The sequence below is a fragment of the Bradyrhizobium sp. PMVTL-01 genome, from assembly GCF_051861855.1.
In the GTDB taxonomy this organism is placed as follows: domain Bacteria; phylum Pseudomonadota; class Alphaproteobacteria; order Rhizobiales; family Xanthobacteraceae; genus Bradyrhizobium.
In genome coordinates this window covers 1,106,996-1,130,332 of the sequence record NZ_CP193982.1, presented here as the reverse complement: position 1 = coordinate 1,130,332, position 23,337 = coordinate 1,106,996, and the positions used below count along the sequence as shown (strand labels likewise).

Below are 23,337 nucleotides of genomic sequence, written 5' to 3'. Positions count from 1 at the left end.
CAAGTGAGCCTCATGCCCGTCCGCCAGCTTCCAGAACAGGTCGTCAACCGCATCGCCGCCGGCGAGGTGGTCGAGCGGCCCGCGAGCGTGGTCAAGGAGTTGGTCGAGAACGCCATCGATGCCGGGGCGAGCCGGATCGACGTCTTCACCGACGGCGGCGGCCGGCGCCGGATCGGCATCACCGACGACGGCAGCGGCATGACCGCGAAGGACCTGTCGCTCGCGGTCGAGCGCCATGCGACCTCCAAGCTCGACGACGAGGATTTGCTCCAGATCCGCACCCTCGGGTTCCGCGGCGAGGCGCTGCCTTCCATCGGCTCGGTCGCGCGGCTGTCGATCACGACGCGCCATGCCAGCGAGCCGCATGCCTGGGCGCTCGGCGTCGAAGGCGGCGAGAAGTCCGAGATCATGCCGGCGGCGCTGGCGCATGGCACGCGGGTCGAGGTCAACGATCTCTTCTATGCGACGCCGGCGCGGCTGAAGTTTTTGAAGACCGACCGCACCGAGGCGGAAGCCATCCGCGAGGTGGTGCGGCGCCTCGCGATGGCGCGGCCCGACGTCGCTTTCACACTCGCGGGCGAGGAGCGCGCGCCGGTGACCTGGGCTGCCGCGCTGCCCGGCGCCGCCGGGCGGCTGACGCGGCTCGGCGATATCCTCGGCGCGGAATTCCGCAGCCACGCCATCGAGGTCCATGCCGAGCGCGAGGGCATCGTCGTCGCCGGCTATGCCGCGGCTCCCGCGCTGACCAAGGCCAATGCGCTCGGGCAATATCTCTTCGTCAACGGCCGCCCGGTGCGCGACAAGCTGATCCTGGGGGCCGTGCGCGCGGCCTATTCCGACTATCTGCCGCGCGACCGCCATCCCGTGCTGGCGCTGTTCGTCACGCTCGATCCGCGCGAGGTCGACGCCAATGTGCATCCGGCCAAGACCGAGGTGCGCTTCCGCAATGCCGGCCTTGTGCGCGCCCTGATCGTGCACGGATTGAAGGACGCGCTGGCGCGCGAGGGCCGCCGCACCGCCGCCAACAACGGCGAGAGCGCGCTGTCCTCGTTCCGCCCCGCGTTCACGCCGCCGCGTCCGGCGAGCTGGGACTGGCGGGCCTCACCATCCGCCCCGGTCGCGCCGATGCCGTCCTTCGAAGGCGCCGCGGCGCCTGCCTTCACCGAGCGCGCGCAGGCCGCGTTCGATGTCGGCGCGCCCAGTGCCGATGTGCGGATCGAGACGCAGCCAGTGGCTGACCTCGTCGATCGCCCGCTCGGCGCGGCGCGCACCCAGATCCACGAGACCTACATCGTCTCGCAGACCCGCGACGGCCTCATCATCGTCGACCAGCACGCCGCCCATGAGCGCATCGTCTACGAGCGTCTGAAGGCCTCGCTCGCCGCAAACGGTGTGCAACGGCAGATCCTCTTGATCCCCGAGATCGTCGAGATGGACGAGGCCACGGTGGAGCGGCTGCTGGAGCGCGTCGAGGAGCTGGCCTCGTTTGGGCTGGCAATCGAATCCTTCGGCCCCGGTGCGGTTGCGGTGCGCGAGACGCCGTCGCTGCTCGGCAAGACCAATGCGGGCGGCCTCTTGCGCGATCTCTCGGAGCACATGGCCGAATGGGACGAGGCTCTCCCTCTCGAACGCCGCCTGATGCACGTCGCCGCCACCATGGCCTGCCACGGCTCGGTCCGCGCCGGGCGCAGGCTGCGACCGGAAGAGATGAACGCCCTGCTTCGCGAGATGGAGGACACCCCGAACTCCGGCCAGTGCAATCACGGCCGGCCGACCTATGTCGAGCTGAAACTGAGCGACGTGGAGAAGCTGTTCGGGCGGAGGTGACGGTGCTGAAGGGTGGATTAGCCTCCGCGGCGCGACACGGCGGATTACGCTTCGCTAATGCGCCCTACGCAAGAACACGAACTCCGTATCGTCATACGCCCGCCGCTCCAGCTCCTCAAAGCCCTCCGGCGTCGCGAACTGCGCGGCCTTCGCCTCTTCCACCACCAGCAGCGCGCCGGGCGTCAGCCAGCCGCCATCGCGCAAGGAGGCCAGCGCCTTCTCCGCAAAACCCTTGCCATAGGGCGGATCGAGGAACACCAGCGAGAACGGCTCGACGGGATGCGCAGGGCCGAGATCGGTCGCATCGCGGCGATAGACCTTCGTCACCCCGCCGAGGCCGAGCGACTCGACATTGTTCCGCAGCAGCGCGCGTGCCTCCGCACCGTTATCCACGAACAGCGTGAACTTCGCGCCGCGTGACGAGGCTTCGATGCCGAGCGCGCCGGTGCCGGCGAAGAGATCGAGCACGCGCGCATCCGCGATCGGATCGTCATAGGCATGCACGAGAATGTTGAACACGGACTCGCGCAAGCGGTCCGCCGTGGGGCGGATGTCGCGCGAGGACGGTGAGGCGAGATTGCGCCCCTTCAACCTGCCGCCGACGACGCGCACTACATTGCCCCCGCTGCAGCCACACGAACGGTGAGCTCCCTTCCCCGTTGTGGGGAAGGGTTGGCGAAGGGGGTGCCACGCGCGCAGACCTCCCGTGGGATACCCCCCTCCCTACCCCTCCCCCACAAGGGGGGAGGGAACAAGAGAGAGCGGAGCGAATGACTGCACTCCACCTCAGTCCTCCCGCGGCGTCAGATCGCGCTTGCCGTGGTAGCCGCGCTTGGGACGGCGCGGCGGCCCATAGCCGTTCGCCTCCATCTCGTTGCGCTCGCGCGCTTCCTCGCTGCCGGTGCGCTGCACCAGCACGCGGCGGCCCTTGCGGTCGTTGATGACGGCGCGCTTCATCGGCTTCTTCGGCGCATCGTCACCGCGTCCGGCGGATTTCGACGGCACGTCGAACTCGGCGCCCGATTTCTCGATCACCTTGTCGCCGAGCTGCTCGCGCAGCACGCGCGACTTGATCTCGTCGACCTCGCCTTCGGGAATCTCGCCGAGCTGGAACGGGCCATAGGAGACGCGGATCAGCCGGTTCACCTCGAGCCCGAGATGGGCGCAAACGTTGCGCACCTCGCGGTTCTTGCCTTCGCGGATCGCGAACACCAGCCAGACATTGGCGCCCTGGTCGCGCTCCAGCGTCGCCTCGATCGGACCGTATTTGACGCCCTCGATTTCGATGCCGTTCTTGAGCTCGTCGAGCTGCGCCTGGGTGACGTCGCCATGGGCGCGGACGCGGTAGCGGCGCAGCCAGCCGGTGTCCGGCAGCTCGAGGGTGCGCGCGAGGCCGCCGTCATTGGTGAGCAGCAGCAGGCCTTCGGTGTTGAAGTCGAGCCGGCCGACACTGATCAGGCGCGGCAGGCCTTCGGGCAGATTGTCGAACACGGTCGGACGACCCTCGGGGTCGTCATGCGTCGTCATCAGCCCGCGCGGCTTGTGATAGAGGAACAGCCGCGTGCGCTCGCGCGGCGGCAACGGCTTGCCGTCGACCAGGACGACGTCGTTCGGCGTGATGTCGAGCGCCGGCGAATTGATGACGCGGCCGTTGACGGTGACGCGGCCCTGCGTGACCATTCCCTCTGCGTCGCGGCGCGAGGCGAGGCCCGCGCGCGCCAGCGCCTTGGCGATGCGCTCGCCGACCTTCTTCGGCTTCGGCGCCTCCTCGCGGCGCGGACGGCCCTCGAAATCACGATCACGCTCGCGATAGGCGCCGCGGCCGCCGAAGGCGGGACGCTTCTCGAAGATTCGGCTGTCGTCCTCATTGTCGCGGCGCGGACGATCGCGGAAGCGGCCTTCGCTGCGCGGATGCTCCTGCCAGTCCATGCGGCCTTCCGGCCGCTGGCGCGGACGATCGAATTTCGGACGGTCACCACGTTCGCTGTCACGGTCGCGGGGCCGATCGAATTGCGGCCGCTCGCGGAACGGACGATTACCGGATGCGCGATCATCGCGCGAACGCGAGAAGCGCGGACGGTCCTCGCCGCGGCCGCCCTCGCGCCGGTCGTCACGCTGACGCCAGGGTTTTTCGTCGCCGCGATCGCGCCCGGCGAAATCCTTGTCGAAGCTCTTGCGCGGGCGATCGCCACGCGGACGATCGCCAAAGCTGCGCTTGCGATCTCCGGGGTCGCGTTTGCGATCCCCCGAGTCGCTCTTGCGATCCCGGAAGTCGCGGTCGCGGCCAAAATCCTTGCGCGGCCGATCGGAGTCGCCGCGCGAAAACTTGCGGTCCTCGAAGCGGCGCTCGGAGCGCTCGCCGCGCGGGGCGCGATCGTCGCGTTCGAATTTCGGACGGTCGCCGCGCGGCTTGAACGGCCGGTCACCACGCGGCTTGAAGCTGCGCTCACCGCGCTCCTCACCGTCGCGCTTGAAGCGCGGACGGTCGGAAAAATCGCGGCGCGGAGCATCGCTGTCCTCGCGGCGACGGAAGGAGCGGCCCTCACGACCCTCGCGGGGCGGCCGGCTGTCGCGGTCGCCCTTGCCCTCGAAGCCGCGCTTGGCGAATTTCTTGTCGGGTCCACGCGGCTTGCCGCTACGGCCTTTGGCCGGGCCTCGCCGGCCGCGGGAATCGTTGTCTTTGTCGCTGTCGCGAGGCATGAATAATCTCACTCAGGGGTGGCGCGAGGGCATTGTGCGCGCTCGTTCCGAGCCGCACGCTCAGGCAAACCGGTATTCACTCTTGCTGAATGCGGAGCTACTAGCAGGTTTCTAAGGATGATACGAGGCTTGAAAGCCCCCTCTTTCATGGATTTGGCGCTTCTGACGGCCGAAAATGCCGGAAAAGCAGGCGAAGTTCCGATCGGCTGCGTGGTGGTCAGAAATTCCGAGGTCATCGCTACCGCAGCGAACCGGACGCTAACCGACCATGACCCCACCGCCCATGCCGAGATCGTCGCGCTGCGCGAGGCGGCGAAAAAGGTCGGCAGCGAGCGCCTCGTCGACTGCGACCTCTACGTGACGCTGGAGCCCTGCACCATGTGTGCGGGCGCGATCTCCTTTGCAAGGGTCCGCCGGCTCTATTACGGCGCTGCCGACCCCAAGGGCGGCGCGGTGGAGTCTGGCGTGCGGTTCTTTGCCTCGCCCGCCTGCCACCACGCGCCTGATGTCTACTCCGGCGTCGGCGAGAGCGAGGCGGCGCGGCTGCTCAGGGAGTTCTTCCGGGAGCGAAGGTAGGCCCCTCCTGCGTCATTGCGAGCGCAGCGAAGCAAATCCAGAGTCTTTCCGCGTTGACTGCCTGGATTGCTTCGTCGCAAGGGCTCCTCGCAATGACGACGTGGATCAAGCTGAGAAGAAATCCAGCAGCGCCTTTGCGGTCACGTCAGGGTTCTCCTCGGTGAGGAAGTGGCCGGAATCCACCGGCATGCCATCCACGTTCGTCGCCCATTGCTTCCACGTGTCCAGCGGGGTCGCCGCGGCCTGGGCGATGCCGGCGCCGCCCCACAGGGCCAGCATCGGCACGGTGATCTTCTTGCCGGCCTCGAAATCGGCCTTGTCGAGGTCGTAGTCGAAATAGGCGCCGGCGCGGTAGTCCTCGCACATCGCGTGCAGGCGGGCGGGATCGCGGAATGGGGCGATGTAGTGTTCGAGCGCGCGCTTGTCGATCGCATCCAGCGTCTTCGACTTGGTCTGGCTCGCCATCTTGAAGCGCAGGTAGAACTCGCCATTGCCGGAGATCAGCGTCTCCGGCAGCGGATAGGGCTGCGCCAGGAAGGTCCAGTGATAGATCTTCAGCGCATAGGCGCGGTTCATCCGCTCCCAGTAATCATAGGTCGGCAGGATATCGAGCACGGCAAGCTTCGACAGCCGGCCGGGATGGTCCAGCGCCAGGCGGTAGGAGACACGGCCGCCGCGGTCATGGCCGGCGAGCGCGAAGTGCACGTGGCCGAGCCGCTCCATCGCCTCGACCATGGCCTTGGCCATCGCGCGCTTGCTGTAGGGCATGTGCAGCGCATCGCTCTCGGGCATGTCGGACCAGCCGTAACCCGGCAGGTCGGCGATGATCAGCGTGAACCTGTCGGCAAGCTGCGGCGCCACGCGGTGCCACATCACATGCGTCTCGGAGAAGCCGTGCAGCAGCAGCAGCGGCGGGCCCTCGCCGCCGATGCGGGCGAAGATGCGGCCGAAGGAGGTGTTGATCCATTCGGAGGCGAAGCCGGGATAGAGGTCGGCGAGATCGGACATCTTTCTGCATCCTTGTCTGGTCAGTCCCGGAGCCGCTCCCAACAAAAAAGTCGAAAACAACCCCATGCACAGTACCACGCGTCCTCGGCGAAGGACGCTAAGTCAAACAGCCGACTACGCATTTCTGGAATGTCGATGTGGCGGCGCGATGGCGCAAGGTTTTTGCGCGCGTGTCGCAAAAAAGCCTGTCAGCTCCGGGCCTTCTCCGCTTCCACCGCCTGCCACCCGATATCGCGGCGGCAGAAGCCGTCCGGCCAGTTGATGCGGTCGACAGCCTGATAGGCACGCGCCTGCGCCTCGGTCACGGTCTTGCCGAGCGCGCAGACATTCAGCACGCGGCCGCCATTGGCGAAGATCGCGCCCTCCTTGGCCACCGTGCCGGCGTGGAAGATCTCGACGGTATCCACCTTGGCGGCGTCATCGAGCCCCTCGATGCGCGTGCCCTTCTGGTAGTCGCCGGGATAGCCCTTCGCCGCCATCACCACGGTGATCGCGGATTCCGGATGCCAGCGCAGGTCGAAATTCTTCAGCTGCCCGTCGCAGGCGGCGAGAAGCGCCGGCACGATGTCCGACATCATGCGCAGCATCAGCACCTGGCACTCGGGATCGCCGAAGCGGACGTTGAACTCGAACAGTTTCGGCCCCTGCGTCGTCAGCATGATGCCGGCGTAGAGCACGCCGCGGAACGGCGTGCCGCGCTGCTTCATGCCGGCCACCGTCGGCAAAATGATCTTGGCCATGATCGCGTCGTGGATCGCGGGCGTCACCAGCGGCGTCGGCGAATAGGCGCCCATGCCGCCGGTGTTCGGACCAACGTCATGGTCGAACACGCGCTTGTGGTCCTGCGCCGAGGCCAGCGGGATCGCGGTCTCGCCGTCGCACAGCGCGAAGAAGCTGATCTCGCGGCCGGGCAGGAATTCCTCGATCACGACCTCGGCGCCAGCCTCGCCGAAGGCGCCCTCGAACATCATGGCGATGGCGTCTTCCGCCTCGCGCACCGTCTTGGCGACCACCACGCCCTTGCCGGCGGCAAGGCCGTCGGCCTTGACCACGATCGGCGCGCCCCGGCTCTGGACATAAGCCCGCGCGGCATTAGCGTTAGTGAAGCGCTTGTAGGCGCCGGTCGGAATGCCGAATTCGGTGCATAGCGCCTTGGTGAACCCCTTGGAGCTTTCGAGCTGGGCAGCGGCTCCGCTCGGCCCGAATGCCTTGATGCCGGCAGCGGCGAGGTCATCGACGATGCCGGCCGCCAGCGGCGTTTCCGGGCCGACCACCACGAGCTCCACCGCGCTCTTCTTGCAGAAGTCGATCACGGCGGCATGGTCGGCGACATCGAGCGCCACGCATTCCGCTTCACGGGCGATGCCGGCATTGCCGGGCGCGCACCAGAATTTCGTGACCAGGGGGGAGGCCGCGATCTTCCACGCGAGAGCATGTTCGCGGCCGCCGGAACCGAGCAGTAGAATGTGCATCGAGGGCTCGAAATGAGGGGTTTTGCTGGGGGCGGAGGTCGCACGAATCGGCGCTGGTCTCAAGGGGAAACGCCTCGCTCCCCGTCATGCCGGGGCGCAGGCAGTGCTGCCTTCCCTTCTCCCCTTGTGGGAGAAGGTGGCGCGAAGCGCCGGATGAGGCGTCTCTATCCGCGGAGACAGACCCCTCACCCAAGCGAGCCCTCGGCTTTCAGTGGTCATGCCCTCTCCCGCAAGGGGAGAGGGCACAATAATCGGCATCGCAGAAAGCTAAACCTGCTTCCCTGCGATGATCTCCTGCAGCGTCGCGACGTGCCGCGCGAAGGCGCCGCGGCCGGCGGCGGTGGCGGTCACTGTCGTCTGCGGCTTCTTGCCGACGAAGGCCTTGTCCACCGAGACGTACCCCGCCTTGGCCAGGGTCTCGATATGGGCGCCGAGATTGCCGTCGGTGGCGCCGGTGAGCCTCTTCAGACGGGAAAACTCCAGTCCGGCCGTCGCAGGCAACGCATTCAGCGCGGCCATGATCTTGAGGCGCAGCGGCTGGTGGATGATGTCGTCGAGCTCGGCCATCCAGCTAGATCCGCCGCATCCAGAGGCCGCCGAGGATGAGGCCGCCGCCGTTCAAGAAGGCCATCCAGAGCGGAAACGCTTCGCCGATGTAGAAGAACCCGATCAGTGTCAATGCGGAAATGCCGAGGCCGATGATCGCCACAAAGACGTAGCCGAACCACAAACCCGCCAGGGTATAAAACAGCATGAAATAGAGCGGCCAAAATGTACCCAACTGGCGCGGGCCGAAATGGCCGATCACATTGGTACAGAGATAACCGAAGGCGAAGAACAGCACGAACACCAGGAGCAGCCTAACGTCGAAGCCGGAGCCATGGCGGTGATGCGGCGGGTTGAGCAGAGCGCAACCAGGCCGCCGAGGACGTCCACAGCGACCCAGGCATAGACTCGCAGCGCCACGGCGCCGACCGCACACAACCCCATTTCAGCAAGCCCAGAGCACCTCGGAGCAACTGCATGACCAGGACCACCCCTCACCGAATTCATCATCAATAGAGAACTCTATACTACAGAGAACTCTCCTGATCAATCCCCGAATTGGCGCCGCGCGGCGAAAATCCTTAACGTCGGGTCTGACCCCAAAATGCCGAATCGTTTGCCGATGCCGCCTGCGGAACAACTGCTCAATACGCCCGAATTCACCGTCTCCGAGCTCTCGCAGTCCCTGAAGCGGACCGTTGAGGACACCTATGGCCATGTCCGGGTCCGCGGTGAGATCTCGGGCTTCCGTGGCGCCCACTCCTCCGGCCATTGCTATTTCGCGCTCAAGGACGAGAGCGCCAAGATCGAAGCGGTGATCTGGAAGGGCGTGCACGGCCGCATGCGCTTCAAGCCCCAGGAGGGGCTCGAGGTCATCGCCACCGGCAAGCTCACGACCTATCCGGGCTCCTCGAAATACCAGATCGTGATCGAGGCGCTGGAGCCGGCCGGCATCGGCGCGCTGATGGCGCTGATGGAGGAGCGCAAGAAGAAGCTCGCCGCCGAAGGCCTGTTCGACGCGGCGCGCAAGCAGCTCCTGCCGTGGCTGCCGGAGGTGATCGGTGTGGTGACCTCGCCGACCGGCGCGGTCATCCGCGACATCCTGCACCGGCTCGAGGACCGCTTCCCCCGCCGCGTGCTGGTGTGGCCGGTCAGGGTGCAGGGCGAAGGCTCCGCCGAGCAGGTCGCGGCTGCGATCCGTGGCTTCAACGCGCTGCCCGAGGGCGGCAGGATTCCGCGGCCCGACGTCTTGATCGTCGCTCGCGGCGGCGGCTCGCTGGAGGATCTCTGGTCGTTCAACGAGGAGATCGTGGTGCGGGCGGCAGCCGAGAGCATGATCCCGCTGATCTCGGCCGTGGGGCACGAGACCGACATCACCCTGATCGACTTCGTCGCCGACAAGCGCGCACCGACCCCGACGGCGGCCGCCGAGATGGCCGTCCCCGTGCGCAGCGAATTGTTCGTCGAGGTCGCCGATCTCGGACGCCGCACCCGCGCCTATTGGCAGCGCGCGCAGGAGAGCCGCCGCGGCGAGCTGCGCGCCGCCGCCCGCGCGCTGCCGGCGGCCGGCGATCTGCTCGCGATCCCGCGGCAGCGGCTGGATTCAGCCGGAGCCTCCCTGCCCCGTTGCCTCAAGGCCAACACGCATGCGCATTTCCGCAGGTTCACCGCCGCCAGTTCAAAGCTGACGCTGCGCGTGCTGCATGGCCAGATCTCGCAGGCCGATCACCGCCTCACCGTGTGCGGCGAGCGGCTCGGCCTCTCCGCCCGATCGCTGCTGCGGCAGCGTCGCGACCGCTTTGCCGGGCTGGAGGTGCGTCTGCGCGCCTCAAAGCTTTCCAATGCGCAGGCGCAGCGCAACGCGATTGCCCGCCAGCGCGAGCGCACGCATCGCCTCGCCGAGCGCGCCGGCCGCGCGCTCCTCACGCTGCTGCAGCGGCTCGATGCGCGCGTCGAGAACAGCGGCAAGCTGCTCTCCGCGCTGTCCTATCGCGGCGTGCTCGCACGCGGCTTTGCCCTGGTGCGCGATGAAGCCGGCCACCCCGTGCACGCTGCGGACGCGATCGGCCCCGGCGCACGTGTCGAGATCGAGTTCGCGGATGGCCGTGTCGGCGCGACCGCGGATGGGGATCGCCCGGCGCCCGCGGCAAAGCGCACGCTGTCGCAACCGAAGCCGGCCGCTCAGGAGACAAAGCCCGCGCCGAAGCGCGTGGCCAAGCCGGTGGATCAGGGCAGCTTGTTCTGAGTGCGCGAGGGCGGCGCTCTATCCCCGTCATTGCGAGGAGCCCTTGCGACGAAGCAATCCCGAATCCCGCTGCGGAAGGATTCTGGATTGCTTCCGCCGTCGCCAAGGCTTCGGCGGACAAGTCGCCGCGCTCGCAATGACGACGTGGAGGCGTTGTAGCCCGCATGAGCGCAGCGATGTGCGGCGACGCTTGTCCCGGATATCGCTTCGCTCATCCGGGCTACGGCAGCCCTACCGGCAGGACAATCCCGCGTCCATCGTGGTCCAGAAGCCGCAATGTTCCGGCGCAAGCTGTGGGGCGCCAGCGTGGGCCTCATACAGGAAAATCGCGACGGTGAAGGCGATCAGGGCGGAGGCGAAGAGCGTGATGCGGTTGCGCATGTGAGATGCGTTTAATCGACATCGTGGTCGAATGATGGCACGGCCATGTGCTGAAACCGCGGCCATGCGCGATCCGTAGATTCACGGTCGGCCATTTTCCGTGCAGGGCGGTGGTCGATGCGGGGCTGTCCACGTGATGTTGTTCCCGGGCGGCCCCGCTTCCGCCCTCGCTCTATCGAGCTACGGCGGGACAAGTCGCCTCATCTTGGCTGCGGCATTGCCGCTACCGCGCCAGCCACTCCGCGACTTCCTTGTGCGACTCCGCGCGCGCCTCGGCATCCGTGCCGAGGTGACCGTGCTCGGGCGCGGCGGCGTCGCTGCTGCCGCTGGCTGCATGCAGCGGCGTGTTGGCGCGGTCGAAATCGTGATAGGCGCCCGGATAGACCACGATGCGCGCGAGCGCGCTGCGGCCGCGCGCGCCGTCGACCATCTGGCGGCAGGCCGGCGGCGACGACACGTCGTCATCGGCACCGATCAGCACCAGCGTCGGCACCCGCGCGCTCCAGCCCAAACCCGCCGAGATCCGGCAATCCGGATAGAACGCGATCGCGGCGCGGAAATCCGGTCCCTGATCGCGCGAGGTGCTCTGCGGGCGCACCGCCCAGAGCAGCGCGCTGGCACCGTTGGCCCAGCCGATCAGGCTGATGCGGTCGCGCGCGACCCAGGCCTGCTTCATCAGCCAGGCGCGCGAGGCCGCGATGTCGGCGACGCGCTCGCGCCGCACCTTGACGTGGCTCTCCTTGACGCGGCATTGCGGCCCGAGTTCGCGCGAACCGTAGCTGTCCGGCAGCAGCACGGCGTTGCCGGCCTTGAGCAGGCGCTCGGCCCAGTCGCGATAGCGCGGCAGCACGGGATCGGAATGGCCGCCGAGGCCGCCGCAGCCATGCAGTGCGATCACGGTCGGAAACGGCCCGTCACCCTCGGGCTTGTACAGCTGCGCATGCAGCGTCCCCGAGGCGAGCGGAATCTCGACCTGATGCGGGGCCGGCGCAGCGTATGCGGCCGGTATCAGAAGCGTCAGGAACAGGGCGATCAGTCGAAGGCGCATCGGACTCTGCCATATCAGTTGCGGCCGCGAGCGGCGGGACGACCCTTCGCCCGGAGCAGTACCATGCGGAAACGGCGGCAAAACATCACAAACCGGTGGGTTTACCGGGCGGACAAGCCACCCTATCTATGCTACATCCCGTCCAACACATCGTGCCCTTATGGGCCTTCCACGGAGACTTTCGACCGTGCTGAACAAGTTCGGCTCTTCCGGCCATGGCGAAGCGCAGGTGCAATATCTCGACGGCGATTTCCGCGTGATCTCGCCGGGGACCTTCGTGCGCTGCGCCATCACCGACACGCGGATCCCGCTCGACGAATTGAAGTACTGGAGCGTTGACCTGCAGGAAGCCTACGCCACGCCCGCCGCCGTGCTGCAGCGGCATTTTCCCGGCGCGCCGAAGCAGTCGTGATCTCGCAGACCTCGTAGGGTGGGCAAAGGCGCCAGGCGTGATCCTGATCGTCCGGAACGGATAGAAGTTTTGCGATGAATGAGGGGTGAATGGCGAACTGCCGTTGGACCTGCACGCAGCGAAATAATCCTCGTCGTTGATCCACGTTGCATCGAATCGTGCTTTCACCCCGAGGTAAGTCATTTCGCTTTGTGGTTGGATTTTTCGTCTCGGTGCGGCGTCCTTAAGTTGTTTGACGAAGTCTTGCTGAAACACAGCGCTGCTAAACTGCGTGTTAGGTAACTAGCCCTGTTCCTTTTATCGCACAGACGATCAAGTCGACCAAACGACCGTTGAGCTTTGGAATTGGCGCAGTCTGTGAACGGGCTCATAGCGAAGAGCCACCTGACGGGCTACTGATCACCTCGAAAATGCGCGGTGGAATATCTGCCAATCCAAAGTCAATCGATGGGGGTGATCATGCCCATCATACTGGACTTGCTCTATCGCGAATATTGCCGCGCGCGCCTCGCCGAAATGCGCAAACAGCTTCTGATCGCAGCTGAACGCTTTGAAGCACTCGAAGCGGACTATCTTGTTTCGGATCAGAGTGACGACGCGAGGGCGGCGGCACACCGCAAGACCGCTCGCGGCGCGCCGAATTGAAGCGGCCGAGTCCGGCAATCTCTCCCGCGTCGGCAACAGTTTGGGAGACAGCGATGAACACACCCGAAAGCTATACCGTCATGGTGACCTGCGTCTCGTGCCTGACCATCATCGGAATGATGGTCGTTGGGGTGTGGTGAGCATGACTGTCTGCTGAAGCAGCGATCGCGGCCCCCGCAATGCGGCGATCAGCGCCGGCTGAACCTGCGCTCGCGCGCCTTGTAGAGTTGATCGGTGATCAGCTGCCGCAACTTGGCCGGGTCGTCGAATTCGAGCTGGACGGCAAACGGCACGATGCCGGCGGGCACGCCTTCACTGCCATGCAGGCGCGCAAGATCCTTTTCCGTCGTCGCCAGCGTGAGCTGCTCGCGCTGTGCTTCCGCCGCGAGCTCGGCGAGCTCCTCGCGCGAGAACATGTGATGATCGTCGAAGCGGCGCGTGCGCGCGACCTCGATGCCGCTGGCCTGCAACGTGCGGAAAAAGCGCGCGGGATCGCCGATGCCGGCAAAAGCAAAGACCCGCTTGCCGAGGAGCTGCGCGAGTGAGGCCGCCTCCGGCTTCAACCGCGCGCGCAGCTCGGGCTTGTTGCGCTTGGCGAGCTCGGCGGCGACGTCATTGGCGGCACGCCCGTCGCCGATCAGCACCAGCGCGTCGGTGCGCGCGAGCTGCGCCTGCAGCGGCGCACGCAGCGGGCCGGCGGGAAACACCGCGCCGTTGCCGAGGCCGCGCTCGCTGTCGATCACGATCAGCGAGGCATCCTTCAAAAGACTCGGGTTCTGGAAACCGTCGTCCATCAGGATCACGGTGGCGCCTCGCGACTTCGCCAGCGCGACGCCATCAAGGCGGTCGCGCGCCACGGCAACAGGAACGTCGCGCGCCATCATCAACGGCTCGTCGCCGACGTCGGTCGCGGTGTGGCGCTCGCGGTCGACCATGACAGGGCCCGTCAGGCGGCCGCCATAGCCGCGGCTCAGCACCACAGGCGTCTCACCGAGCTCGCGCAACAGCCTGGTCAGCGCCAGCACGGTCGGCGTCTTGCCGGCGCCGCCGACATGGTAATTGCCGACGCAAATCACGGGGATACCGGCGTCAAAGCCCGTGCGCAGCATGCGCCGTTCGGTGATCGCACCGTAGAGCGCGCCGAGCGGCCATAAGACGTATGACTGGAGAGAACGTGGCCGGTACCAGAAGGCCGGCTCACGCATTGGCGGCTCCCATCTCGATCCGCAGCTGCAACAGATACGGTTCGAGCGCGGCCATCGTGCGATCGAGCGCGCCGCCGAGTTGCTCGACCACGCCCGCACCCGCCCGCTGCATCTTGTCGCAAACGCTCGGGTCGGCGAGCAACAGGCCGAGCTGCTTGACCAGCGCCTCCAGCGTGTCGGCCTGGCGCGCGCCGCCGCCCCGGTCGAGCGCCTCGTAGACCTCGGCGAAGTTGAAGACGTGCGGGCCGTGGACGATGGCCGCACCAAGCTTGATCGCCTCGATCGGGTTCTGCCCGCCGTGCCGGATCAGCGATCCGCCCATGAACACGACGGGCGAGAGGCGATAGAACAGGCCGAGTTCGCCCATGGTGTCGGCGACGTAGACGTCGGTCGCGGCCGTCGGCAGCTCCTCGCGCGAGCGCAAGGCAGGCTTGAGGCCGGACGCCGTGACGAGGCCTGCAATCGAGGAGCCGCGATTGGGATGGCGCGGCACGATCACAGTCAGAAGCTGCGGGGAGAAGCCGACCAGGCTGCGATGTGCCGCGACCAGCATCTCGTCCTCGCCCGGATGGGTCGAGGCCGCGACGATAATCGGCCGCCCGCGCGTCACCGCCATCAGCCTTTCGAGTTTTGCGGGATCGGCCGGCGGCGCCGGCACGTCGAGCTTGAGATTGCCCGTGGTGACGACGTCCCGGCCGCCGAGCGCGGAGAAGCGCTCCGCGTCGGTCCTGGATTGCGCGAGACAAATATCGAACCGCGACAGCAGCGCGGAGATGGTGCCGTGCATCCGCCGCCAGCGCGGGAAGGAGCGCGGCGACATCCGCCCGTTGATCAGCACCATCGGCACCCGCCGTGCGGCGCCCGCCAGGATCAGGTTCGGCCACAAATCGGATTCGATGAACAGCGCCAGCGACGGCTGCCAATGGTCGAGGAAGCGCGCGACATAGCGCGGCGAATCATACGGCACATATTGATGGATGACGTCGGGCGGAAAGCGCTTTGCGACGACCGCCGCCGAGGTGACCGTGCCCGAGGTGAGCAGGATGCGCAGATTGAGATCGCGCAGGCGCTCGATCAGCGCCGCCGCCGCCAGCACCTCGCCGACGCTGGCGCCGTGGATCCAGACCAGCGGGCCGTGCGGCCGCACGTCGCGGGACAGGCCGCGCCGCTCGCCGACCCGCGCGGGGTCCTCCTTGCCCTGCTTCAGCCGCCGCTTGATCAGCGCAGGGGCGAGCGGCACCAGGCCGCTAGCCAGGCGCCGGTACATCCGGAGCGTGATCGGCAGCGCAATGGGCAGCGATTTAGGCATCTTCCGGTCCCGGGCGGCCGAGCTGCGCATAGGCGCGCCGGGTCGCCTCGTTCAGCGTCTCCTCGAGCTCCTGCCGCAGCGCTTCCATCATGGCGGCGTCAGCATCCGGCGGAACGTGGATTTCCTTGATGCCGACCAATGCGCCCCGCCCGAATGGCAAATTGATGGTGGTGCGGTCCCAGTTCTTGAGCCGGACGAAGCGGCTGGTCGCCATCGCGAAAGGCATGATCGGCCGCCCCGATTCCCGTGCCAGCATGATGATGCCGAGCCCGGCCACGCGCGAGCGCTTGGGGACATCGGCGGTCAGCGCGACATTACAACCGTCCTGGAGCGTCCGCACCATTTCCTTGAAGGCGCCGACCCCGCCCTTGCGGTGGAACGCCCCGCCGTGATCGCCGGAACCTCTGATCGTGCCGATGCCGAGCCGCTCGGCGGCGATGGCATTGAACTCGCCGTCGCGATGCCGTGAGATCAGGACCTTGGCCTTGTACCAGTCCTTGTTCTTGATGAACGGCGTGAGGAAGTGCTGGCCGTGCCAGAAGGCGAAGATCGCCGGGATCTGCGGCTCGACGATGTCATAGACGTCCGACGGATCGAACGTGAACTTGTTGGTCCGCCAGACAAAGCGCAGATATTCGGCCGCCAGGACCCCGACGGCACGCTGAACGAAGCTGCTTCGCAGCGTATTGCGAAGCAGTTTTTTCAACGCGCCGGTTCTTGATTCGGGTCGAGCAGCCGGTGGAGATGGACGATGAAATAGCGCATCTGCGCATTGTCGACCGTGCTCTGCGCCTTGGCGCGCCAGGCGGCGTGCGCCGTCGCGTAGTTCGGATAGAGGCCGACGATGTCGACGTCGTCCAGGTTCTTGAAGGTGCTGTGCTCGAGATCGACGAGCTCTCCGCCGATGACGAGGTGAAGCAGTTGTTGCGGGGCACTATCTGACATGGGTTCTCTTTCTAACGGGCTGCCCGGCAAAGCAGTGATCAACAGGCACGCGAAAGCGCTTCAGGGCAAGGGACGGTTGCGAAAATGCGCGACAATGCTCGCATGACGATCGCGTCCCGCTGCCACCAGCACCCCGTGGGCCACTTCCCGGCGGTTATAGAGGATGGGATCTCCGGAGAGGTCGCTCATCCTACCATCCGCTTCCTGCACGATCAAATCGGCCGCCGCAAGGTCCCAATCATGGCTGTTGCCGCCCGCAAAAGCCGCATCCAGCGCGCCATGGGCGACCCGGCAGAGCCGGAGCGCGAGCGAGCCGATTCGCGGGTGCAGCTTGATCTCACCGAGTGACGGCTTCAGGCGCTCGACCAGAGGTTTTGGCCCGGCGACGCGCGAGAAGTCGAGTTCGGATCCGCCAGTCGCCCGCACAGCCTTGCCGTTCAGCGTCGTACCTTGCCCTCGGACCGCAAAGAAGAACTCGTCGATGGTCGGCGCGAACACCGCGGCGAGAACGGGCGTGGCGTCCTCGACCAGCGCGACGCTGACGCACCACTCGTCATGGCCGCCCAGATAATTGCGCGTGCCGTCGATCGGGTCGACCACCCATGTCAGCCGCCGCGACAGCCGCTTGGCGTCGTCGGCGCTCTCCTCGGAGAGCCAGCCATAGTCCGGCGTGGCGGCGCGCAGCCGCGCCTCGAGCAGATCGTTGACGGCGATGTCGGCTTCCGAGACCGGCGAGGACGCGCCCTTGATCCACTTCTTCAGCTCGGTCCGGAACATCGACTGGGCGAGCGCGCCCGCCTCCCGCACCGCGTCTTTCAGCAGCGCCGCGTCGTGGGTCAGGATGGTCGAGTCGAGGGAGTTCGCGTCAGCGTCCGCCAAGCGTCAAGCCCTCGATGCGCACCGTCGGCGCATTGATGCCGTAGCGGAATTCGAGATTGTTCGCCGGCTGCATCGACTTGAAGATCTCGAACAGATGGCCGGCGATCGTGACCTCGCTGACGGGATAGGTGATCTCGCCGTTCTCGATCCAGAAGCCGGAGGCGCCGCGGCTGTAATCGCCAGTGACGCCGTTGACGCCGGAGCCGATCAGGTCGGTGACGTAGAAGCCCTGCTTGATGTCGGCGATCAATTCGGCCGGCGTCGGCGTGCCGGCTTCGAGGTGCAGATTGTACGGCCCCGGCGACGGCGAGGACGAGACGCCGCGATGGGCGTGGCCTGTGGTGGCCAGCCCAAGCTCGCGCGCGGTGGCGCAGTCGAGCAGCCAGGTGGTCAGCACGCCTTCATCGACCAGCGCAATTGTTTTCACCGCGACGCCTTCGGCGTCGAAGGTCTGCGAGCGCAGGCCGCGCTTGCGCAAGGGGTCATCGATGATGCGGATGTTCTTGGCGAACAGCTGCTGGCCGAGCTTGTCCTTGAGGAAGCTGGTCTTGCGCGCGATCGAGGCGCCGTTGATGGCGCCGACGAGATGGCCGACCAGCGAGCCCGCGACGCGCGGGTCGAACACCACGGGCACCTTGCAGGTCTCGACCTTGCGCGGATTGTAGCGCGCCACGGTGCGCTCGCCGGCGGATCGGCCGACGGCTTCCGGCGACAGCAGGTCGGCGCCATGCGGCGCGGAGGTGAAATCGTAGTCGCGCTCCATGCTGGTGCCCTCGCCGGAAATGGCGGTGGCCGAGATGCCCTGGCTGGAACGCAGGTAGGAGCCATGGAAGCCGGTCGAGGTGACGAGCACCATGCCGCCCATGCCGGCGGAGGCCGAGGCGCCGCCGGATTTCGTGACTCCCTTCACCGCGAGTGCGGCAGCTTCAGCGGCGAGCGCACGGCGCTCGAGCTCCGAGGTCGCGGGCACGTCGGGATCGAGCAGATCGAGATCGGGGAAGTCGCGCGCGAGCAGCGCGGGATCGGCGAGGCCGACATATTTGTCGACGGGCGCAACCCTCGCCATCGCCACCGCGCGTTCGGCGAGCTTGGTCACGGCATCGCCGCTGACGTCGTTGGTGGAGACCACCGCCTGGCGCTGGCCGACCAGCACGCGCAGGCCGACATCATCGCCCTCGGACCGCTCGGATTCCTCGACGCGGCCGTCGCGAACCTCGACCCCTTGCGAGACGCCGCGCACCGCGACCGCATCGGCCGCATCGGCGCCTGCGCGTCTGGCCGCCTCCACCAGCCGCTGTGCGAGATCGGACAGCGCGGACTGATCGAACAGATCACGATTGGCTTTGGGCGAAAGCGTCGAGCTTGGTGAAGGGTTCACAAACGAAATCCTGTTGGGGCGAGGGTCGAGCCCGGAACGGCCGAACCCACCAGATGTGCCCAAATGGTGCGGACTTCAAGCATTTTCAGCCCGCAAAAAGCTCAGATTCGCTTCGTTGGCGCAACGTCTCGTCAATCATGCGCGCGAAGGTCTTGTCAATCATGAGCCGTGGTCACGCCGGGTTAACCAGCCTTTTTAAGCGGTTTCGGAAAGGGGCGCGCTAAGGTCCTCGCATCGACCGGGAACATAATCCCGGCGGGGAGAACGAAAGCCGTGAGGCGTCAAACATCAACATGCGGGGTCGCTCCCGCCGGGTCGAGCCGCTCCCTGCGGCTCGACCCCCTTTCCCTTCCGGTCCGCTTCGACGCGCATGATCCGCGCGCCGACGGATACACCAGGCAGATCGAGCTTCATCGCGAGCGTGTCGTGTTGCGCCGTGCCGTCCGCGGCATGCAGATGGCGATCAACGTCCGCGTCAGCGATTTCACCGGCATCGCGCTGCGCGGCCATGACGAGGCGCAGGCGCTCGTCCTCGTCCATCGCGACCCTTCCCTCTCCGTTCCGCTGCTGGTCGGCGCCGAAGCCAATGAGCTTACCGAGGCCTGGGCGATCTGGAGCGAGATCTTTGCGCTTCCGCAGCTCGACGAAGGTGCGCGCAAGCCCGCAGCCCGCCGTCGTCGCGCCAACGCGATCCGCGCCCGACGTCCGAAATTCTTGATGCGCCGCCGCACCGGCATGGCGCGCGAGCTGGCCGTTCACCGCGACGAACGCGAGATCATCGCGCGGAACTGAAGGTGCCGTGGGGTTGGTTGGCCGTAGGCGTAACCCACCAATATCTGTCCGCATCGAAAGCAAAGTGGTGGGTTACGCCGAGCAACTGCGCTCCGCGCAGCACGGGGCTAACCTACCCTGCTAATTACGCCGCCCGCATCACCGCGTCCGCGAGCAATCCGGCAAACAGCAGCGCACCAGCATGCTTGTTCGACTTGAACAGGCGCAGGCACAGCACGGGATCCTCTGTCCTGAGCCGCACGATCTGCCAGACCAGATGCGCGGCGAACGCCGCGAGCCCGAGCCAGGCCGGCCAGCGCACATCGCTTGAGGCCAGCGCGACGCCGATCAGCACCACCGCGAGCCCATAGAACAGGATCAGGGCCTGGTGCGTGTGCGCGCCGAACAGGCGCGCGGTGGACTTGACGCCGATCAGCGCGTCGTCCTCGGTGTCCTGATGCGCATAGATGGTGTCATAGCCGATCACCCAGGCAATCGACCCGGCATAGAGCACCAGCGCGGTCAGGTCGATGCGTCCGAAGGTGACGGCAAAGCCCATCAGCGCACCCCAGGAGAAGGCAAGTCCGAGGAAGACCTGCGGCCACCAGGTGATCCGCTTCATGAAAGGATAGATGGCGACGACCGCGAGCGAAGCGATGCCGGTCGCGACCGCAAAACGGTTGAACTGAAGCAGCACGACGAGACCGACCAGCGCCTGCGCGATCATGAAGGCCAGCGCCTGCTTCACGGTGATCTGTCCCGCGGGCAGCGGCCGCAAGCGCGTGCGCTCGACCCTGGCATCGAGGTCGCGGTCGGTGATATCGTTCCAGGTGCAGCCCGCGCCACGCATCACAAAGGCGCCGATGAAGAACAGCACGATGGTGAGCGGCAGACGGCTGATATCGTGCGCGATGCCGGCGGCGAGCGCCGCCGACCACCAGCACGGCATCAGCAGAAGCCAGGAGCCGATCGGACGATCGAAGCGGGACACCCGCAGGTAGGGCCGCGCCCAATGCGGCGCGAGCGTATCGACCCAGTTGCCGGTGGAGTCGGCAACGCGGGCGGATGTGTCGCTCATCGGGTCAGGACGTTGCCGTTGAGCGTATCGAAGGTGCTGCCGCCCTTCTTGCCGGCATTGGCCTCGGGCGCCGAGCCCGAGCCCAGCACCTCGCTCAACGACGGACCTGCCGGACCGCGCGGCTGGTTCTGCATCTGCTGCGCGACATTGCAGACCTTGGTCTGCATGGCCTCGGTGTTCTTGTGGCCGTCCTTCATCTGCGCGCCGACATTCGGCGGGATTCCGCATTTGGCGGCGTTGGTCTCGATGTACTTGATCATCTTCATTTCAGCCTGGCTGAAATTGCGGATCAGCTTGCAGGCCTCGTCCGGTGGCGCATGTCGGTCGCTCGCGGCCTTGATCGCCTTGCCGCGCTTCTCGGCTTCCTCGCGCAAGGGAAGGAAGGCCTTCATGCAGTCCTCACCCGGGGCCTGCGTCGGCGGGGCCGCACTGAAAGCGCCAGCGCCGCCGATCGGCGCAGCGCCGTTCACGGGAAACGAGGATTGCGGCGCCGCGCCGACAGAGGCGGTCGGCGCCGAGCCGTTCACGGGCGGAAATGCCGAGCTGCTCGCGGCCTGGTTCGGCAGCGGCGCCGGGAAGGCGCTTTGCGCATAGGCGCCCGCGGCCCCCATGGTGACCATGGCGGCAGTGATCGGAACCATCAGATGACGGATCATCAAGGCAGTCTCTCCGGCAGGAGCTTACGGGGTTCAGCGTCTTCCCATTGAAGCGCAACCAGCGTGTTCGCGTTTTTACGATTCCCGCCAGCGCTTAACAACCCGTCGAATAGGGCAAGAGCGCGGCGCGGGAACGCACCGATTCAGCGATATTTACCCCCAAAACGACTGGTTTCGGTTAAGAACGGCCCCAAATTGGACCTTTGAACGATGCCATCCCACGATTTTCGCGCCCCCCGCCTGTTCGTTGATGCTCTCCTCGCCCAGGACGCCAGGGTCCCGCTCGACCGCGACCAGAGCAATTATCTCGGCAATGTGCTGCGGCTGTCGGCGGGGGCCGAGGTGCTGGCCTTCAACGGCCGCGACGGCGAGTGGCAGGCCGCGGTCGAAGGCCGCAAGCGGCCGGACGGCCTCGTCATCCTGCAGCAGACCCGGCCCCAGGACCGTCTGGCCGACCTCACTTATGTCTTCGCCCCGCTCAAGCATGCCCGGCTCGACTACATGGTCCAGAAGGCCATCGAGATGGGCGCCGCCAGCCTTCAACCGGTCCTGACCAGGTATACCCAGGCCTCCCGGGTCAACACCGAACGGATGCGCGCCAATGTGGTCGAGGCGGCGGAGCAATGCGGCATCCTCAGCATCGCTACCGTCGGCGAGCCGGTGCCGCTGGATCGGTACCTCAGCCAGCGCGCCGCAGGCCGCCGGCTGATCTTCTGCGACGAGGCGGCGGAGGTCCAAAACCCCGTTCAGAGCCTGCAAGGCGCCCGCAAGGCGGGGCAAGGTATCGACGTGCTGATCGGCCCCGAAGGCGGCTTTGCCGAGGAAGAGCGGGCGCTGCTGCTGCGGCAGCCCAGCATCCTGCGGCTGGCCCTCGGCCCCCGCATCATGCGGGCCGACACGGCCGCCGTCGCCGCCCTGGCGCTGGTGCAGGCGGTGCTGGGCGACTGGGGTGGCAAAAACGGCTGATCCCGACGCATTGCCCGCCGTTAAGCGATTGATCCTTTGGAGGTCGAAACCGATGTCGGGCCATGCTAAGGGCTCCGCCAATTCGCCTCCGCCTCCCCTGCTCTGCCCGCTTCCACCGGGACGATGGACCCCTGAGATGACCGCGACTGCCACCTCAAATGCTGCCGGCTCCGCCGCCTGGGCGGATACGCTGCTCTTGTCGTTCGCGCAGGCCGGCTATGTCAGGGCCGAGCCCGCGATTCTGCAGCCGGCCGAGCCGTTTCTGGACCTGTCCGGCGAGGACATCCGCAAGAGCCTGTACCTGACCAGCGACCTCTCCGGCGAGGAACTCTGCCTGCGCCCGGACCTCACCATCCCCGTCGCCCGCGACTATCTCGCCTCCGGCCGGGCCGGCCAGCCAGCAGGATTCAGCTATCTCGGACCGGTGTTTCGCTACCGCAGCGGTCAGGCCAGCGAATTCCTGCAGGCCGGCATCGAATCGTTCGGCCGTCAGGACCGCGCCGCGGCCGACGCCGAAATGCTGGCGCTGGCGCTGGAGGCGACGGCCGCCTTCGGCGTCCGCGACGTCGAGATCCGCACCGGTGACGTCGCACTGTTCAACGCGCTGCTCGACGCACTCAACCTCTATCCGGTCTGGCGCCGCCGCCTGGTCAAGGATTTCAACCGCAAGATCAGCCTGGAACAGGATCTGGAGCGGCTGGCGGCCGCGGCCACCGCGAAGCGCAGCGAATATGAGGGCGTGCTGGCAGCGCTCGCAGGCTCGGACCGGAAGGCGGCACTCGCTTTCGTCACCGATCTGATGTCGATCGCCGGCACCACCAATGTCGGCGGCCGCACCACGGCCGAGATCGCCGACCGCTTCCTAGAGCAGTCGACGCTGAAGGGCGGCGCACTGCCGCGCGAGGCCATCGCCGTGCTCAAGCGCTTCCTGTCGATCGCGGGCAATCCGGACGATGCCGTCGCCGAGCTGCGTGCGCTCACGACTGACGCGAAGCTCGATCTCAATGCTGCGATCGACCAGTTCGAGAGCCGGGTCGGCTTTATGGCCGCGCGCGGCATCGAGGTGAAGCAGGCGCGCTTTTCGACCGCGTTCGGACGCGGGCTCGACTATTACACCGGCTTCGAATTCGAGCTGCACCACAGCGGCAACGGCGCCGAGCCGCTGGTCGCGGGCGGCCGCTATGACGGGCTGATGACCCAGCTCGGATCTAGCGAGCCGATCGCCGCCGTCGGCTTCTCGGTCTGGGTGGACGCGCTGAACCGGATCGGCCGCAAGCTGGGAGCTTAAGT

23 protein-coding genes and 1 pseudogene are annotated in these 23,337 nt (G+C 66.7%); 8 read left to right on the top strand and 16 right to left on the bottom strand.

Annotated features, from left to right (window positions below; all coding sequences use genetic code 11):
- The first annotated feature begins 12 nt into the window (after nt 1–12).
- Complete coding sequence (mutL, locus tag ACRQ5Q_RS05300) at nt 13–1,827, top strand: DNA mismatch repair endonuclease MutL (RefSeq protein WP_439399690.1); 1,815 nt, start codon at nt 13–15, stop codon at nt 1,825–1,827.
- Between the two features lie 54 nt (nt 1,828–1,881).
- Here the strand turns inward: mutL and rsmD are convergent, their stop codons facing one another.
- Together rsmD and ACRQ5Q_RS05290 are read right to left on the bottom strand one after the other, a co-directional pair.
- A complete protein-coding gene (gene rsmD / locus ACRQ5Q_RS05295) occupies nt 1,882–2,439 on the bottom strand; it encodes a 16S rRNA (guanine(966)-N(2))-methyltransferase RsmD (RefSeq protein ID WP_439396352.1) in 558 nt (185 codons plus the stop codon).
- A 174-nt stretch (nt 2,440–2,613) separates the two neighbouring features.
- Complete coding sequence (locus tag ACRQ5Q_RS05290; protein ID WP_439396350.1) at nt 2,614–4,527, bottom strand: pseudouridine synthase; 1,914 nt, start codon at nt 4,525–4,527, stop codon at nt 2,614–2,616.
- 117 nt (nt 4,528–4,644) lie between these two features.
- On the opposite strand from ACRQ5Q_RS05290, the gene ACRQ5Q_RS05285 reads away from it, so the two are divergent.
- Nucleotides 4,645–5,103, top strand: coding sequence for a nucleoside deaminase (locus ACRQ5Q_RS05285; RefSeq protein ID WP_439371156.1), 459 nt, complete (start codon nt 4,645–4,647; stop codon nt 5,101–5,103).
- A 105-nt stretch (nt 5,104–5,208) separates the two neighbouring features.
- On the opposite strand, the gene ACRQ5Q_RS05280 is transcribed toward ACRQ5Q_RS05285, so the two are convergent.
- The 4 genes and pseudogenes from ACRQ5Q_RS05280 to ACRQ5Q_RS05265 all read right to left on the bottom strand — a co-directional run.
- The gene (locus ACRQ5Q_RS05280; protein ID WP_439371157.1) at nt 5,209–6,111 is read right to left on the bottom strand and encodes an alpha/beta fold hydrolase; all 903 of its coding nucleotides are present in this window, start codon (nt 6,109–6,111) and stop codon (nt 5,209–5,211) included.
- Nucleotides 6,112–6,299: 188 nt separating this feature from the next.
- Nucleotides 6,300–7,583, bottom strand: a complete 1,284-nt coding sequence (gene purD / locus ACRQ5Q_RS05275; protein ID WP_439371158.1) for a phosphoribosylamine--glycine ligase — start codon at nt 7,581–7,583, stop codon at nt 6,300–6,302.
- 267 nt (nt 7,584–7,850) lie between these two features.
- A complete protein-coding gene (locus ACRQ5Q_RS05270; RefSeq protein WP_439371160.1) occupies nt 7,851–8,150 on the bottom strand; it encodes a winged helix-turn-helix domain-containing protein in 300 nt (99 codons plus the stop codon).
- 4 nt (nt 8,151–8,154) lie between these two features.
- Nucleotides 8,155–8,537, bottom strand: a pseudogene (locus ACRQ5Q_RS05265) (hypothetical protein); the annotation flags it as partial.
- Between the two features lie 214 nt (nt 8,538–8,751).
- On the opposite strand from ACRQ5Q_RS05265, the gene xseA reads away from it, so the two are divergent.
- Nucleotides 8,752–10,374 (top strand): exodeoxyribonuclease VII large subunit, encoded by a 1,623-nt coding sequence (gene xseA / locus ACRQ5Q_RS05260; RefSeq protein ID WP_439399688.1) that lies wholly within the window; start codon nt 8,752–8,754, stop codon nt 10,372–10,374.
- A 231-nt stretch (nt 10,375–10,605) separates the two neighbouring features.
- Here xseA and ACRQ5Q_RS05255 read toward each other — a convergent pair whose 3' ends face one another.
- Nucleotides 10,606–10,755: a hypothetical protein gene (locus ACRQ5Q_RS05255; protein ID WP_439371161.1), complete on the bottom strand. Its 150-nt coding sequence runs from the start codon at nt 10,753–10,755 to the stop codon at nt 10,606–10,608.
- Nucleotides 10,756–10,978: 223 nt separating this feature from the next.
- Nucleotides 10,979–11,803, bottom strand: a complete 825-nt coding sequence (locus tag ACRQ5Q_RS05250) for a dienelactone hydrolase family protein (RefSeq protein WP_439371163.1) — start codon at nt 11,801–11,803, stop codon at nt 10,979–10,981.
- Between the two features lie 187 nt (nt 11,804–11,990).
- Between ACRQ5Q_RS05250 and ACRQ5Q_RS05245 the strand changes: the two genes are divergently transcribed.
- The gene (locus ACRQ5Q_RS05245) at nt 11,991–12,215 is read left to right on the top strand and encodes a DUF2093 domain-containing protein (protein WP_232994551.1); all 225 of its coding nucleotides are present in this window, start codon (nt 11,991–11,993) and stop codon (nt 12,213–12,215) included.
- A 417-nt stretch (nt 12,216–12,632) separates the two neighbouring features.
- A complete protein-coding gene (locus tag ACRQ5Q_RS05240) occupies nt 12,633–12,860 on the top strand; it encodes a hypothetical protein (protein WP_439396349.1) in 228 nt (75 codons plus the stop codon).
- 188 nt (nt 12,861–13,048) lie between these two features.
- On the opposite strand, the gene lpxK is transcribed toward ACRQ5Q_RS05240, so the two are convergent.
- Genes lpxK through ACRQ5Q_RS05210 form a run of 6 tightly spaced genes read right to left on the bottom strand, consistent with a single transcriptional unit; the run spans nt 13,049 to nt 18,576 of the window.
- The gene (lpxK, locus tag ACRQ5Q_RS05235; RefSeq protein WP_439396347.1) at nt 13,049–14,065 is read right to left on the bottom strand and encodes a tetraacyldisaccharide 4'-kinase; all 1,017 of its coding nucleotides are present in this window, start codon (nt 14,063–14,065) and stop codon (nt 13,049–13,051) included.
- Entirely contained in the window at nt 14,058–15,404 is a 1,347-nt protein-coding gene (locus ACRQ5Q_RS05230) for a 3-deoxy-D-manno-octulosonic acid transferase (protein ID WP_439396345.1), read from the bottom strand. The genes lpxK and ACRQ5Q_RS05230 overlap by 8 nt, the downstream gene beginning before the upstream one ends.
- On the bottom strand, nt 15,367–16,080 hold the full coding sequence (locus tag ACRQ5Q_RS05225) for a lysophospholipid acyltransferase family protein (RefSeq protein ID WP_439371167.1): 714 nt from the start codon (nt 16,078–16,080) through the stop codon (nt 15,367–15,369). Before ACRQ5Q_RS05225 ends, ACRQ5Q_RS05230 begins: the two co-directional genes overlap by 38 nt.
- Nucleotides 16,077–16,319, bottom strand: a complete 243-nt coding sequence (locus ACRQ5Q_RS05220; RefSeq protein ID WP_439371169.1) for a DUF4170 domain-containing protein — start codon at nt 16,317–16,319, stop codon at nt 16,077–16,079. The genes ACRQ5Q_RS05225 and ACRQ5Q_RS05220 overlap by 4 nt, the downstream gene beginning before the upstream one ends.
- Before the next feature lie 60 nt (nt 16,320–16,379).
- Complete coding sequence (locus ACRQ5Q_RS05215) at nt 16,380–17,198, bottom strand: inositol monophosphatase family protein (protein WP_439396343.1); 819 nt, start codon at nt 17,196–17,198, stop codon at nt 16,380–16,382.
- Complete coding sequence (locus ACRQ5Q_RS05210) at nt 17,185–18,576, bottom strand: TldD/PmbA family protein (protein ID WP_439371173.1); 1,392 nt, start codon at nt 18,574–18,576, stop codon at nt 17,185–17,187. Before ACRQ5Q_RS05210 ends, ACRQ5Q_RS05215 begins: the two co-directional genes overlap by 14 nt.
- Before the next feature lie 273 nt (nt 18,577–18,849).
- On the opposite strand from ACRQ5Q_RS05210, the gene ACRQ5Q_RS05205 reads away from it, so the two are divergent.
- A complete protein-coding gene (locus tag ACRQ5Q_RS05205; RefSeq protein ID WP_439371175.1) occupies nt 18,850–19,368 on the top strand; it encodes a DUF6101 family protein in 519 nt (172 codons plus the stop codon).
- A 124-nt stretch (nt 19,369–19,492) separates the two neighbouring features.
- Here the strand turns inward: ACRQ5Q_RS05205 and ubiA are convergent, their stop codons facing one another.
- Both ubiA and ACRQ5Q_RS05195 read right to left on the bottom strand, forming a co-directional pair.
- The gene (ubiA, locus tag ACRQ5Q_RS05200; RefSeq protein WP_439396341.1) at nt 19,493–20,425 is read right to left on the bottom strand and encodes a 4-hydroxybenzoate octaprenyltransferase; all 933 of its coding nucleotides are present in this window, start codon (nt 20,423–20,425) and stop codon (nt 19,493–19,495) included.
- Nucleotides 20,422–21,081 (bottom strand): hypothetical protein, encoded by a 660-nt coding sequence (locus ACRQ5Q_RS05195; protein WP_439375720.1) that lies wholly within the window; start codon nt 21,079–21,081, stop codon nt 20,422–20,424. Before ACRQ5Q_RS05195 ends, ubiA begins: the two co-directional genes overlap by 4 nt.
- Nucleotides 21,082–21,291: 210 nt before the next feature.
- Between ACRQ5Q_RS05195 and ACRQ5Q_RS05190 the strand changes: the two genes are divergently transcribed.
- Both ACRQ5Q_RS05190 and ACRQ5Q_RS05185 read left to right on the top strand, forming a co-directional pair.
- The gene (locus ACRQ5Q_RS05190) at nt 21,292–22,047 is read left to right on the top strand and encodes a 16S rRNA (uracil(1498)-N(3))-methyltransferase (RefSeq protein ID WP_439396339.1); all 756 of its coding nucleotides are present in this window, start codon (nt 21,292–21,294) and stop codon (nt 22,045–22,047) included.
- Nucleotides 22,048–22,183: 136 nt separating this feature from the next.
- Nucleotides 22,184–23,335: an ATP phosphoribosyltransferase regulatory subunit gene (locus ACRQ5Q_RS05185; RefSeq protein ID WP_439396337.1), complete on the top strand. Its 1,152-nt coding sequence runs from the start codon at nt 22,184–22,186 to the stop codon at nt 23,333–23,335.
- Nucleotides 23,336–23,337: the final 2 nt, after the last annotated feature.